Origin of the sequence: Sphingobacterium sp. 2149 (assembly GCF_031455655.1) — a bacterium.
In the GTDB taxonomy this organism is placed as follows: Bacteria; Bacteroidota; Bacteroidia; order Sphingobacteriales; family Sphingobacteriaceae; genus Sphingobacterium.
This window is the reverse complement of sequence record NZ_JAVDTD010000009.1, coordinates 150,311-164,965: the sequence shown is the minus strand read 5'-3', so window position 1 is coordinate 164,965 and position 14,655 is coordinate 150,311. Positions and strand designations below refer to the sequence as shown.

The 14,655-nt window shown below is 39.2% G+C and carries 9 protein-coding genes and 1 riboswitch; of the genes, 5 read left to right on the top strand and 4 right to left on the bottom strand.

The genetic code is table 11. The features are described 5' to 3' along the window. Positions 1-72: 72 nt before the first annotated feature. The gene (locus tag J2X77_RS14540) at positions 73-2,523 is read right to left on the bottom strand and encodes a TonB-dependent receptor domain-containing protein (RefSeq protein WP_209574362.1); all 2,451 of its coding nucleotides are present in this window, start codon (positions 2,521-2,523) and stop codon (positions 73-75) included. Positions 2,524-2,866: 343 nt separating this feature from the next. Between J2X77_RS14540 and J2X77_RS14535 the strand changes: the two genes are divergently transcribed. The 4 genes from J2X77_RS14535 to J2X77_RS14520 all read left to right on the top strand — a co-directional run bounded on the left by J2X77_RS14535 (position 2,867) and on the right by J2X77_RS14520 (position 9,053). Next, the gene (locus tag J2X77_RS14535) at positions 2,867-4,894 is read left to right on the top strand and encodes an FUSC family membrane protein (RefSeq protein ID WP_209574364.1); all 2,028 of its coding nucleotides are present in this window, start codon (positions 2,867-2,869) and stop codon (positions 4,892-4,894) included. Between the two features lie 180 nt (positions 4,895-5,074). Then, a riboswitch (SAM riboswitch) is annotated at positions 5,075-5,187 on the top strand. Positions 5,188-5,443: 256 nt separating this feature from the next. Continuing rightward, positions 5,444-6,754, top strand: coding sequence for an O-acetylhomoserine aminocarboxypropyltransferase/cysteine synthase family protein (locus J2X77_RS14530; RefSeq protein ID WP_209574366.1), 1,311 nt, complete (start codon positions 5,444-5,446; stop codon positions 6,752-6,754). 35 nt (positions 6,755-6,789) lie between these two features. Continuing rightward, the gene (gene metX, locus J2X77_RS14525; protein WP_209574368.1) at positions 6,790-7,833 is read left to right on the top strand and encodes a homoserine O-acetyltransferase; all 1,044 of its coding nucleotides are present in this window, start codon (positions 6,790-6,792) and stop codon (positions 7,831-7,833) included. 38 nt (positions 7,834-7,871) lie between these two features. Next, positions 7,872-9,053: a homoserine dehydrogenase gene (locus tag J2X77_RS14520; RefSeq protein WP_209574370.1), complete on the top strand. Its 1,182-nt coding sequence runs from the start codon at positions 7,872-7,874 to the stop codon at positions 9,051-9,053. A 65-nt stretch (positions 9,054-9,118) separates the two neighbouring features. On the opposite strand, the gene J2X77_RS14515 is transcribed toward J2X77_RS14520, so the two are convergent. The 3 genes from J2X77_RS14515 to J2X77_RS14505 form a co-directional block, all read right to left on the bottom strand. After that, the gene (locus tag J2X77_RS14515; RefSeq protein WP_409050315.1) at positions 9,119-11,404 is read right to left on the bottom strand and encodes a GH92 family glycosyl hydrolase; all 2,286 of its coding nucleotides are present in this window, start codon (positions 11,402-11,404) and stop codon (positions 9,119-9,121) included. Positions 11,405-11,540: 136 nt separating this feature from the next. After that, a complete protein-coding gene (locus J2X77_RS14510) occupies positions 11,541-12,278 on the bottom strand; it encodes a GntR family transcriptional regulator (RefSeq protein WP_310081276.1) in 738 nt (245 codons plus the stop codon). Positions 12,279-12,554: 276 nt separating this feature from the next. Then, positions 12,555-13,190 carry a nitroreductase family protein gene (locus J2X77_RS14505; protein WP_209574374.1) on the bottom strand — a complete coding sequence of 212 codons (636 nt, stop codon included), beginning with the start codon at positions 13,188-13,190 and terminating at the stop codon, positions 12,555-12,557. Positions 13,191-13,479: 289 nt separating this feature from the next. Between J2X77_RS14505 and map the strand changes: the two genes are divergently transcribed. Further along, on the top strand, positions 13,480-14,241 hold the full coding sequence (gene map, locus J2X77_RS14500; protein WP_209574376.1) for a type I methionyl aminopeptidase: 762 nt from the start codon (positions 13,480-13,482) through the stop codon (positions 14,239-14,241). Positions 14,242-14,655: the final 414 nt, after the last annotated feature.

Sequence of the window (14,655 nt, the reverse complement as noted above, 5' to 3'; positions counted from 1 at the left end):
TCGCAGGCTCTTTTTGTTTTAGGGAAACGTTCGCTACATCTTGCTCCTTATCTCCCCTTACAACAGTAGCTCCTATTTTTTTAATCGATTATCTTCATCATTGTTACCAGCCTTCTTATTGACTGACTTAATATTCATATTACCAAAACGATAAGAGACTGACAATCGGATAACCCGACTATCATATCCATTTCGTATACGATAGTATCCATTTTCCTGATAACTCGACAATCTGCGCTGACCTCTTGTATTCAACACATCATTTACAGCCAACTTCACATTCAATTTTTTGTCAAGAAATGTTTTTCCAGCACCTAGATCGATACCATAGTAAGACTGAAAACTAAATACCCCATAAACTGCTGGCGAAAAATAATTGGCTGTCAGCTCCAGATTTGTTGTTTTCCCAATTCGAATATCATGATTGGAACTTACCTGGAAAGATAACTTTTCCAATTGGCGTTGCGCTCCGGAGTGTTCATCCAAACTAAACTTATTATAAAAAGCGATGGCATTGTTAGAAATACTCCACCATTTGAAAAGCTTAATGGGTATATTGACATTCATATTGTAATAATCAAAATAAGCCAGGTTTCGGTCTGTCTGTGCAATAGCTTTGGTCTCCGAATTGCTTTCTATGACCTGAGTGATGGCATCTTTAGTCCTTTTGTAGCCGAAACTCAATAAATAGCGTTCTTTAAAGGTATAATTTACTTCATACGAATTGGTATATTGTGGATTTAAATAAGGGTTGCCATACTGATACGTGTATTGATCCAAATAATACACAAAGGGATTCAATGCCCCATAATCAGGGCGGTCAATACGTCTGCTATAACTCGCACCAAGCTTATGATCATCATTTATCTGTTGCTGTACAAATATTGACGGGAAAAAATCAGTATAGGCACGTTCTGTTTGTTGCCCAAGCGTCACCGAGTTTCCCAGGGAGCTCGTATTTTCAACACGCAGTCCAGTTTGTACCGAAAATTTTCCGAACGATTTATTTAGGCTGAAATAAGCTGCAGCTATATTTTCATTATACAAAAACTGATTACTTTGACCATTATTTTGCACGAACTCGCCTTGCTGATCCTGATCTTCGTACAACAAATTATTATCTGTTTTTACACGGCTATATTTTAAGCCCGCCTCAAGTTTGGTCGTTTTATTAAAGGGATGCACAAAATCGGTTTTAAAAACTAATATGTTTGTCTTAGAAAGCATATCATTGCGGAAAATATTCGGTGATTTAAATTCCTCCCAATTTGCGTCCAGAAAACGGTTTCCAACGGTGCTATTGTCATTATTTTTCGAATATGAATAATCTCCATTAATGGTCAATTCAGTCCCTAAAGTATCAAATGTCTTTTTGTAGTTAAGATTATAAGTGAGGTAATGGTATTTAAAATCTGACAAATTGCTTCCTAATACAATCGAATCAAGCATACCTTTTTGAGAGGCGATCAGATTACTTCCCGCGCGTGTTGAATGGCCATTACTTACATTACCGTTAACCACAAATCCAATGACCTCCTCTTTCCCTAGGTTAAAATCTGCCGCAAATTTAAAATTATGGCCTCGATAACGGAATTTCGAATAAGAATCCGAATTAAAAAAAGTCGTCCCGGTTTTGGTATCTACAGCTCTATCGATATCTAAATCATTAAATCCTAAGGCAGTTGCGTAGTTATAAGAAGAAAATAAGTTCACCCAATTGTTACGGTGGTTTATTAGAAAGCCACCATCCCCCTTTGTATATTTACCTTGCCCTAAATTGAGGTTTAAACTAACATTACTTCCAAATTGCGTATTCTTCTTTGTCTTAATATTAATAATTCCTGCATTCCCTGCGGCATCGTATTTTGCGGGTGGATTGGTGAGCACCTCGATCGACGCTATTGCATTGGAAGCTGTATTTTCCAATAATCGCGACACTTCATCCGCAGAAAGATAAGTAGGCTTACCATCAATCATGATAATCACATTACTTTTTCCACGCAGATTGATCTTTTTGTTATCTAAAGTTACTCCTGGAACCTTTTGCAGGAGCTCCAATGCGTTATTCCCTGTTGCCAAAATACTGTTTTCGACATTGAGGACAACTTTATCGAGATGACTTTCAATCAATGGCTTCTTAACGATCACCTGCGCCTCACTCAACACTTTACTTTCCACCTGTAAACGAATCGTATCCAGCATCTTGAGATCTCCCGTATTTACGACCATTTCAGCAGAATGATAAACAGCATACCCTACCGTGGACACACGTAGGCTATACTTGCCCTCGGGGATCGCAGACAACACAATTTCTCCATTTTCGTTGGATAAAGTTCCCTTTAACAAGATATCATTGGGCTTCCGAAATAGTGAAATATTTGCAGCCACAATAGGCTGGTTGTCTTGTCCAACAACGACTGTATGTAATCTTCCCCCGTCAGACTGTGCTGAAACGGGTCCGGCAATAGAAATCAGGACTAAAAAAAGTGAAAATAAAAGCAATTTAATTTTTTGTGGTTTCATAATGTAGTTTCTTTAGGCTATCGATTAGATAGTCAACTTCATAATAATGACAACAAACCTCGTATATTCATTACACATTGACTAGTAGAAATAGATAGATCGTCCGATTCACTCGGTAGACAGCCAAATAACATCGGTAAACCATATCCTTCACTGATCGATGCTAAAGCCGGTAAAATCATCCCAGCTAATCTTGAATCTCCAAGAAGCACAGCGCAAGAAAAGCACATCGAATCAAAATAAAAATTCAAAAAATAAACAAAATTCAAAACAAATAAAATGTACAATACAAATATTAAGCATAATATTTGTATTTTTACACCGAAAATTAGTAAACTGATTGATGAGCATTGAATCATTAAAGAAAAGATTCTACCTTTTTTATATCCATATTATCCGATTCATCCAGGGAGAACATACTGGCGATGCTTTGCGCAATGTATCTATCAGCATTTTGCCGAGTTTGGCGATCTATCTGTTGGGTGCGACAGCAAACGCAGCCATAGGTATTGGGGTGGGATCATTATTGACTACATTAACCGATCCTCCAGGTAATCGGAAAGATAAATTTTCTTCCGCTCTTGTTTGTATTCCCACTTTCTTTATTGCTTCGATTCTTACAGCCTTTCTTTTTCCTTATCATTGGCCGCTGGTTATTTTATTGAGTTCCGCAGGCTTTATCTGCACTTTTTACGGGGTTTTAGGCCCCCGTTATGCCGCAATTGGGAACATGACATTGATTCTGATGAGCTTTGTCATCGGCATGGCCCCTCAGCATCCGCTTTCAGTGAGCTTACAAATTACTGCAGGCGCCAGCATCTATTATTTCTTTAGTCTATTGCAGGCTTACATACAACCCTATCGCTCTTTAAAACACGCCATGGCCAATGGGTTTCACGGTTTATCTCAATTTCTATTGATACGTTCTGAATCTTACGATCCGGATATTCCGCTGGACTTGACTTACAGCCGCGTCGGAAAAATTTATGGTCAGATCAGTGAACAACAGGAGCAAATCAGATCCCTCTTATTCAGGGAAGAAAAAATCATAAGCCAACGCTGGCACAAAAGCAACTATTGGCTTAGTCAGGTCTATGGATTAATTGATTTACACGAATTAATTATTGCATTGGATCATGACTATGATGCCATTCGAAAAAATTTGCTGGATACCTGTAGCCTTCCCATAATTCGTCGTAGCATAACATTACTGGCCTTGGAAATCGATAGTTTTTCGCAGCCTAATAAAAGGTTTCGCTATGCAGAGCAGCTCTACGATAACCACAGTAAAATCAATGCGCTGTTGTTGGATCTAAAGGAGATTCAAGAACAACAGACTGCCCCAGCAGATGGTATTCTCGCTTCCATCATCCGTAATATTGAAGCTATTATTGAAGTTCTCAAACGGATTCAAGTTGCTTTTTATCAAAATCAAGAAATCAAAAACAAAATTGACACCAATGAGTATCAGCAATTTATCAATCGCCCTTTGCGTAATTTAAGTGATATCAAGAGCAGACTCAATCTCCATAATCCAATTTTCCGTTTTGCACTCCGGATGGCCGTTCTCTTCGGAACAGGCGCATTGATCGGTATTTCTTTCTTGGATTTTAAATATACTTATTGGATCTTACTCACTATTGCCATCGTTGCGAGACCTGCATTTTCAATGACCAAAACACGCAATATAGAACGCATACTAGGTACATTTTCGGGAATTGCCGTCGGAATACTCTGTTTGGTCTCCATTGACTTTCTGCCCGTTCTTCTTCTAATTGCCGCTATTGGATTATTTGGATTCTTCCTATTCAACCGATCAAATTATATGGTCAGTGTGATCTTTATTACGCTGGGCATAGTCATCGCATTAAACTTATTTGAAGGAAATATTAATATCATTTTAGGCAGTAGAATAATTTTTACTTTAGTTGGTGCGCTGCTGGCAATAGCGGGCTATTTTTTGATACCCGTACGCCAAAGCACGAGCATGGTCCACTTGGCAAAAGAGGTCGCATTATACAACCACCATTATTTTCAAATTATCAACAAACGCCTATCTGATGATCTGCAAAGTTCGTTCGACATTCGACTGGCTCGGAAAAAAGCACAGACTGCCATGGCTCTCTTTTCCGATGCGATCAATCAAATGAAGAAGGAACCTGAACACAAGTGGGTAGACTGGTCCCATATCCATCATTTTCAAGCACTCTCCTATCGCATCAATTCGCATTTGGTTGGTCTCTCCATATCGTTAGGAAGAAAAGCGAATCACGACATACAACAGGGTATCCACTGCAGAATTGATGCTTTAAAACCCCTTTTAACCGACTTAGATCAGCTGGCAGAAAATATCAACTTAAGAAAACCATAAAGGCAAGCTATGTATTTATGTATCAATATTGAATAACAAATATGCGATTACAGCTCCCGAAGTAACGCTCTTTTAAGTAAAAAAAACGTATTTCTTTTGCTTTAATAAAAAAGAAGTTTATATTTGTGTCGTCTTCGAAAGAAGATTTCTAATCAACACCTTCCTTAATCAGTAGGTCTTGATTTATAAAGAAGTGGCGAGAGACTGGCTCAATGACCCACTGGCAACCTTCAATTTGCTTGAAAAGGTGCCAATTCCTGTCCAAAATAATATCGTTTTGGAGCATATAAATGATATAAGACAATGCTTATTAAATTACTGAAATCTATTAAAAATTCAGGTTCAATACAACTGAACCTTGCGAACAGCAAAAGTGTACTACATCGTAAAAAAGTATCGATGCGAATGCGTATGCATACACACTTCCCTGCTTGTTAAAAATCATTTCCTTTTTCTTGGATAACGATTTGACAGACCTTCCAAGTAGGTGTGTATGCTTCTCTTTTACCTTTACAAATTCTTTTTTGAAACCTTAAAATCTGATCTATTATGTCTTCTAACAAAAATTTGAAATTCGAAACACTACAGGTTCATGCTGGCCAAGTCGCTGATCCTACCACAGGATCCAGAGCAGTTCCTATATATCAAACAACATCTTTTGTCTTTGAAAATGCAGAACATGGGGCCAATCTATTCGCATTAAAACAGTTTGGAAACATTTATACCCGGATCATGAATCCAACTACGGATGTATTTGAACAACGGATTGCAGCTTTAGAAGGTGGTGTTGCCGCAGTCGCAGTTGCATCTGGTCAGGCTGCGCAGTTTATTGCATTAAATAATATCCTTGAAAGCGGCGACAATTTCGTTGCAGGGTCCAACTTATATGGAGGTACATTCAATCAATTCAAAGTTGCATTTAAACGGCTAGGTATTGAAGCTCGTTTTGCCACCGATGCTGAAGCTGATAAAATAGAAGCGCTCATTGACGATAAAACTAAGGCAATCTATGTCGAAACAATAGGGAACCCAAGCTTCAATATTCCTGATTTTGAAAAAATTGCCGCTGTAGCCAAAAAATACGATTTGCCATTAATTGTTGACAACACATTTGGAGCTGGGGGTTATTTATTTAAACCTTTAGAGTATGGCGCAAATGTGGTCGTTGAATCGGCAACGAAATGGATTGGTGGGCATGGAACAAGCATTGGCGGCGTCATCGTTGATGGAGGTAACTATAACTGGGGAAATGGGAAGTACCCACAATTTTCTGAACCATCTGAGGGCTATCACGGATTGGTCTTTTCAGATGTTTTTGGTGAAAATGGCCCATTTGGCAATATACAATTTGCAATTCGCGCGCGTGTAGAGGGATTGAGAGATTTTGGACCAGCACTCTCTCCTTTCAATTCATTCTTGTTGTTACAAGGCCTTGAAACATTGTCTTTACGTGTACAACGGCATGTCGACAACACGTTGGAAATCGCTAGATGGCTTGAGGCCCACCCTCAGGTAGAAAAGGTAAATTATCCAGGATTAAAAAGCTCTCCAAGCTTCGCTAATGCGCAAAAATATCTTAAAAATGGGTACGGCGCAGTGCTTTCTTTCCAGCTAAAGGGCGACGCAGCCCAGAAAGCCAATGACTTTATCGACAGTTTAGAATTAATCAGTCATTTAGCTAACGTAGGCGATACTAAATCGCTGATTATTCATCCAGCCGCAACGACCCACCAACAATTGAGTGACGAAGATCAAGCGCATGCGGGTGTGTTCAAAGGACTATTGCGCCTGTCAGTGGGAATAGAACATATTGATGACATCAAAGCAGATTTACAACAAGCTTTTGATAAAATCAACTAATTAGACTTTAGTCGGCTATAAAATTTAAATGTAAAATGAGTAAGCATATTTATCTGCACCCGAAGCCTTTTGTATTTGAAAATGGACGAGAGCTTACTGATTTACAAATCAGTTATGAGACGTTTGGCAAACTTAATCCAGATCGCAGCAATGTGATCTGGGTATGTCATGCCCTAACGGCCAATGCAAACGTCTTGGATTGGTGGCCGGGCCTTTTTGGAACCGATGACTTATTTGACCCGAGCGACTATTATATCATCTGCGCCAACGTCATTGGGTCGGCCTATAGCAGTAGCAACCCATTGTCTATTAACCCATCCACTGGGCACCCCTATTATCTATCATTTCCGGAGTTTACGGTAAAAGATTTGGCCTGTGCACACCAATTTCTTGCTGACCATCTGGAAATCAGGCGTATTAACGTTCTGATCGGGGGCTCATTAGGGGGGCAGCAGGCATTGGAATGGGCCGCGTCCAACACAATCGCAATCGATCATTTAATCGTCGTTGGCACAAATGCTGTTCATTCACCATGGGGTATTGCATTCAATGAGAGCCAACGCCTTGCCATTACAACCGACCGCACCTTTTATGCCAACCATCCTGATGGCGGTGCTAAGGGACTAAAGGTGGCACGTTCAATGGCATTGCTGTCGTACCGTAATTATACAACCTATAGTAATACGCAGAGCGAAAATGATAATAATAAGCTAGGCGACTACAAAGCTTCATCTTATCAAAACTATCAGGGGGAAAAATTAGTAAACCGCTACAATGCTTACAGCTATTATTTCCTGACTAAAGCAATGGATAGCCACAATTTGGGGCGCGGTAGATTGTCTATTGAATCTGCATTAGCAAGCATTAGCTGTCCAACATTGGTATTAAGTGTCAATACAGATTTATTGTTTCCTCCACAAGAGCAACAATTCATAGCACAGCATATTCCCAATGCTCGTTACGAAGAGATTGAATCAACCTATGGTCATGACGGCTTTTTAATCGAAACAACAAAACTAACGGAAACTATTAGCCACTTTCTGAGAGCGGAGAAAGCATGTGTTCCTGAATTAGTATAATAGATTGAACAATATAATAAGAGAATATAAGAAGAGATATGAGCAATAAATTAACAATAGGGATGTTTGGATTTGGTGTTGTAGGCCAAGGTCTTTATGATATTATCAAAACCAAAAATCTTAATCTGGAAATCAAGAAGTTCGTGATTAAAAACGGTAATAAAAAACGCTCGCTACCAGCTGAGCTGTTTTCTACTGATGCGGAGGCAATTTTAGGTGATCCAGAAATTAATACTGTTGTCGAACTGATTGATGATGCCGAAGCAGCTTACCAACTAACTGTTCGCGCACTGAAATCGGGAAAAAATGTAGTTTCAGCCAATAAAAAAATGATTGCGAGCCATTTGGAGGAACTGGTCGATATCCAGCATGAATATGGCACAAGCTTATTGTATGAAGGTGCTGTTTGTGGAAGTATTCCCATTATCCGGAATTTAGAAGAGTATTATGATAATGAATTACTCCACTCTGTTAGTGGCATTTTTAATGGATCTTCCAACTATATTCTATCTAAAGTTTTCAACGAAAACCAGCACTATGCAGATGCTTTGAAGAAAGCACAGGAACTCGGATTTGCAGAAACAGATCCAACCTTGGATGTAGGTGGATTTGACCCCAAATTTAAAGTATGTATTGTTGCTTCACACGCGTATGGAATCTATGTCAAACCAGACGATGTCTTTAATATTGGTATAGACAAACTGGGGCAACAAGATATTCGTTTTGCAAAAGAGAAAAATTTCAAGATCAAATTGATACCTACCGCAAAAGAGATTGACGGCGACAAGGTTGTACTTTATGTATTACCACGTCTGATAGGTAAAGACAGCATGCTCTATAATGTGGAAAATGAAAACAACGGTGTATTGGTTAAAGCGGCATTTGCAGACGAACAGTTTTTCTACGGTAAAGGGGCGGGTGGTCATCCAACTGGTTCTGCTGTATTGTCAGATATTGCTGCCCTTCGTTATGGATACCGTTATGAATATAAAAAACACTTAGAATCCAGCACATTAAGTTATAGTCAAGATTATTTAATCAAAGTCTATTTGAGATATGCTGACGATGCACTGATTGAAAAGTTAAACTTCAGTGAAATCACAGAACGATATTACGCATCAGATTTCAAATATGTAATCGGTCATATTAATCTTCAACAAATTGCAGCTCATAAGGCAGATTTGGATCAAGATGGCAATTTTATTGCCGAAATCGCGTAGGCAATCAACAAACCAACCTACCTGAAAATAGCCCCGAATGGGGCTATTTTTTTTATTGTTTAAATTTAGTTGCCTTTCAACTTGAGGTCTAAAATCCCACCTTCCACCAGACGTTCAAAAGGAAGTTGCCAACCTTTCCAAGGGCGATTATTCCACCGAACCTGATCCAGAATATAACTATTGGGCTGCTCTTTAGTCACCTGAATTATAAATTTATTTTTTCGTAATTTCTCCGGTAATTGTATCGTTACCCGATCGAACAGAGGTGCGCCAATCTGAAACGCTGGCTGTTCGGTGGTTAAGCTCCGTACATCAAATAGCCCTATACTGGATAAGACATACCAAGCTCCGAGCTGGCCTTGGTCTTCATCCTGTCCATAGCCATAGCCGTGTAGGGCATCCGTACCATAAAATTCATTGCAAATTGCCCGAACCCATTTCTGACTTAGGTCAGGTCTACCAGAAAAATAGAACAGCCAAGAGATATGCAGGTTCGGTTGATTACCATGATTATAGAGACTTTCAATTCCAGCAAAAGCATCAATATGGGTGCCCCCTCCAAAAACGTTCTTCTGTGACACCGTAAAGATACTATCTAATCGTCGGTTGAATAAATCCTTTCCTACCAACTTAACCAATTCTTGTGGAACATGCGGAACGTAAAACGTATATTGCCAAGCATTTCCTTCCTGAAATCCACGCCATGATGCATAAGGGTTAAAGTTTGATATAAATTTCCCTACACTATCCTTTGGGCGCATAAACTTCGTTGTGGCATCGTAAAGCGTGCGCCACCCGCCAGATAATTCCTGAAATTTAACATAATCTTTTTGGTGCCCCAACGATTTTGCAAATTGTGCGGCGGCTCCGGCTGAAAAAGCATATTCCAATGTGTGGGAGGCGCCAAACGGAGAGCCGCTAGTCATTAATTCCGGACTCACACTATTGTCTTCAATATAGGGCGAATAGCCTTTACGGACAAAGACTCCGAGATCTAACTTACCTGCTCCTGGCAGACGGTCCTTCGCTTCCAATTCATTTTTGCGCACCGCAGCATAAGCAAGATTCACATCATAGTCACGAATACCCACATTATAGGCCGCTGCAATTGCCAACCCCGTAAAGTTGGTTCCTACACCCGAAACATATTTGCTATTGGCGATGCCATCCCCTAACCAACCCGCATCGCGATAGACCAACAATTGACTCTGCACCCAATCATTATAATAGTCTGGATAGGCAATAGACCACAATTGCGTCAAATTCCAAAATGCACCCCATATCGCGTCGGTATTATAGTGATGGTGAATCGGCAATCCATGTTTATCTAATGCTATATGCCCTACTGAGCCATCATTTTTGGGATAAGCTCCGTTTACATCACTGGCAAGTCCTCGACCAAGCAAGGCATGGTATAATCCGGTATAAAATTTAAGGCGGTCGTCCGCTTTGCCCCCTTCCACCAAAATTCTTCCCAGTTCACTATTCCAGGTTTGCAAGGCATTATTCTTCATTGTATCAAAGGACAGTCCTTTTCCTTCTTTCAACAAATTCAACTGGGCATTTTCTACAGAGGTATAAGACAGACCGGTCTTGATTTCGATGGATTCCCCTGCTTGAGTATCAAATTTCAGGAAGAGTCCAGTTCCCTGCCCTTTTATGCTCGTATGTTGCTCAAAAGTGATTGAGTCTCTAAATGTTCCAAAAGATTTCGGCTTTTTGCTTATTTGCGCAAAGAAAAACATTTTGACTGTTGCGCCCTGCTGATATTTTTGTACGTATACAGGATTGGTGACTACATAGCCCCACACGTGTTGTTTGTCGTAATTGACCTCAGCATCCACGACTGGCCCACTTTCCCCCATAACATGGCCAATATCGAAAATAATGTTGGCTTCGTTAGTCTTTGGGAAAGTATACCGATGAAAACCAACCCGCTTTGTCGCTGTGAGCTCCGCAAGTATATCATAATCCTTCAGCTTGACACGATAATAGCCCGCTGTCGCAAATTCATCCTTCTTATCAAAAGTGGAACGGTAACCACTTTTGGGAAGATCAAGTTTACCAGGCGTCGTTTTCAATTTTCCAACAGATGCCGCAAATACCACTCCTCCAATTTGGAATTCGTGAAAATTCGCAAATCCTTCTATCGATGTATGTCTATCGTCATAGCCCACAGCCTCCCAGCCCGACTTGTTTCCATAACTTCCATTTGTGCTCGGAGCGAGCTTAGCCATTCCAAAAGGTACTGCTGCCGGTGTATAAAAGAAATAACGACTATGGACTGATCCAATATTAGGGTTTACAAAGGCGGTCAAATCTTCCTTTTGCTGAGCAAAAGCAGTTGCCATACCGGTAATTAAAATACAAAAATAACAAATAATATGTTTTATCATTTTTCTCAATTAGGTTCCCCAGTAAACTTACAAAAAATAAACTATGTATAAACATACTATACAGTAGGGGAAGAGAAAAAACAACGCATCCTTAATAATCTCTCCTACTTTCCACAGTGTAGGTAAAGCTTTCGGCGCGGTAAAAACCTAAATTGTACTCAATGGGTTCTCCAGACTGGTCAAATACGAAACGCTTACGGGAGAGGATTGGGTCGCCTACATTGATTTCCAATTTATCTGCTATAAATTTGCTTGCTGGCATAGCATCCAACTCCTCCTGGGATAGATCTGCTACCACGTGATAATCGGCTTCCAAAATTTCATATAGTGATCGTTTGAAATCTTCATCACCGCTTAGTCCTATTCGCGGATGGAAATAAGAAATAAAATAGACAAATGGATCGTCTTTCTTCCCTCTTAAGCGCTCTAATTTTAATAATTTTTGATTTTCGTCGAGTGCAAAAAATCTTAAAATTGCTTGATCAGGTACCACCCAGCTAACGTGTAATTCAAAATTCTTTACTTCAATCCCACGATTTTTCATTTCTTGTGAAAAACTCAACCAGTTTTTGGACTTCGAACTGAATTTGGGTTTAGCCACTTTTGTTCCTACCCCCTTTTTTCTAATTAACAGCTCCTCATAAACAAGTTTATTGATCGCTAAACGCAACGTAGAACGGGAGATAGCCAATCTTTTTGCCAATTCAATTTCATTGGGCAATAATTTACCCTCCATATACTCCGGCTGTCTAATAAGATCCCGCAGTAAACTTTCTGCTTGAATATGCAACGGTACAGGACTCTTATGGTCAATTTTTAAATTCATCATTTAGATTGCTTATGCTAAAGTAAGATTTTTTGTATAATTACAAAAAATAGGCAGAGGTGTATATATATGTATACACATGTAAACATAGGCTGCACTTGTGATTGAATTTTTTTCATTATTCTATGGATTGATTGGGCGGAAAGCCGTAGCCGGTTCAACCACAAATACACAGGTGTTTAATCGATGGCATTGCTCATCAATTTCAATAGCATTTATAGCAAAAAAAAGCGTTTCAAAAATTAATTGAAACGCTTTTCAGTATGATAACGCGACTGCCTAGGCGAGCTCGATTAAAAATTCTTCTTTTGGAAGTCTAAACTTTTTCAATTTCAACAACCAGTCTTCCCCTTCCATACGATATCCCAAAGGGAGCATGGTCGCGCTCTTCAACCCAAGTTTGTCCAATCCTAGCAATTGATCTAACTCCACATTTGAAAAACCTTCCATTGGTGTTGCATCAATACCTAGTTCTGCTGCTTGCGCAATTGCCAACCCAAAAGCAATGTAGGCTTGTTTTGCTGCATGCGCAGCCTGCTGCTCTTCGGTAAAAGTCGCCAATTGTGCTTTTAAGTTATTCTTATATTCATCTGTTGTATCAAGTGGCAAACCACGTGATGCATTCATTTGGTCAAAAGTGCTGTCAATTCGCTCGTCAGTATATTTATCCCATCCTGCAAATACCAGCAAATGCGAACTATCAGCAACAATCTGTTGCCCCCAGGCTATGGGTACTATTTTTTCTTTTAATTCCTGATTTTTAATCACGATTACACGAAACTGCTGAAGCCCCGAGGAACTGGGTGCCATTCGTGCAGCTTCCAAAATCTTGTCTACATCTTGTTGAGCGACCTTTTTCGAAGGATCGTATTTTTTTGTGGCATAGCGCCACTCCAGATTATCTAACAAAGCCATTTTTTCCAATTTAAATGATCTATAGCAACTCATTAAAGTTATGTAAAGATACATAAAAAATCAAATGTCTAAACATCAAATTTCAGGGATCAAACTGTTCACATTGTTAAAAATGCTTTACCATCCGTCCTCCGTAACCTTAGTTGTTAAAATGTCGTATATTTGCTTTTAATCGGAATTAAATCGCTGTTTTAATCGAATTAAATTAAGAATTTTATATCGGTTTATATTCCAATAGAACCACATGGTCTGGGAACAGATCTTACATGCTTCACAATAAATATTAGCGATGTCCATAACGAATGAAACCGAATTAACAGGCATGCAAAAAGCTAGCAATGCTGTTGCAAAGACGTTAAAATCCATGATACAATATGCTCAAGTGGGAATGTCTACGAAAGAGCTTGACGAATATGGAGCCGAAATATTACAAAGTATGGGTGCAAATTCTGCTCCAGCACTCACGTATGGATTTCCTGGCTATACCTGTATTAGTGTAAACAACGAATTTTGTCACGGAATACCGCATGCAGAAAGGATACTGCAAGAGGGGGACTTGATCAATATTGATGTATCTGCAGAGCTCGATGGCTATTGGGCTGATAATGGATGTTCCTTTGTTATCGGAAAAGATATTCATCAACATGAAAAATTGGTAACAGCGTCCAAAGAAATTCTTCTAAAAGCAATCAGTAACATCCGTGGTGGCGTAAAAATAGCAGACATTGGGCATCTTATTGAAACTGAAGCTAAAAAAAGGGGGTATAAAGTTATCAAAAATCTTGGTGGACATGGTGTAGGAAAAAGTCTGCACGAAGAGCCTGATGAATTGCTGAATTATAAAAATCGCTTCGACCAACGCAGGTTTCGTAAAAACACTGTGGTTGCTATTGAAACTTTTATCTCAACAGCATCAACTTACGCGACTGAACTCAGTGACGGCTGGACTATGGTTGGCGATAAGGGCGGTTTCATGGCTCAGCATGAACACACGATTCTGATTACTGATGGCTCCCCTATTATATTAACTGCAGAAAATGCAATTTTTTAGTTTTCAATAGCTAGATATTCTTCAACCATTTTGAATAATTTATTGAAAGCGACTAAAATGGGGCATTTTTTTAAACCAAGAATTTAGCCTATGAAAAAGTGTATAAACACTCCACTTAACCTGAGCGATGGTAAAAAAAATTAGGGGCCTCTCGTAAGAGAAAACCCCCAAATAATATATTTTTTATGGCTAAATTTATTAATAGCAAGTTCAATAATATCCTTTTAAGTGCTACTGTAGTAAAGATAGATTTTACTTTTCAAGAAAAAAGTGATGAAAATCACTTTTAATAAAAATTTATTCCCATTGTAAACAATCAACCTTTTGCTTCGCTGAGCGGCAAAGAATATATAGCCAGTAATGCCCTGCGAAATCTGACGAAAAGTGGCAATGATAATAACATGGAATGAACTT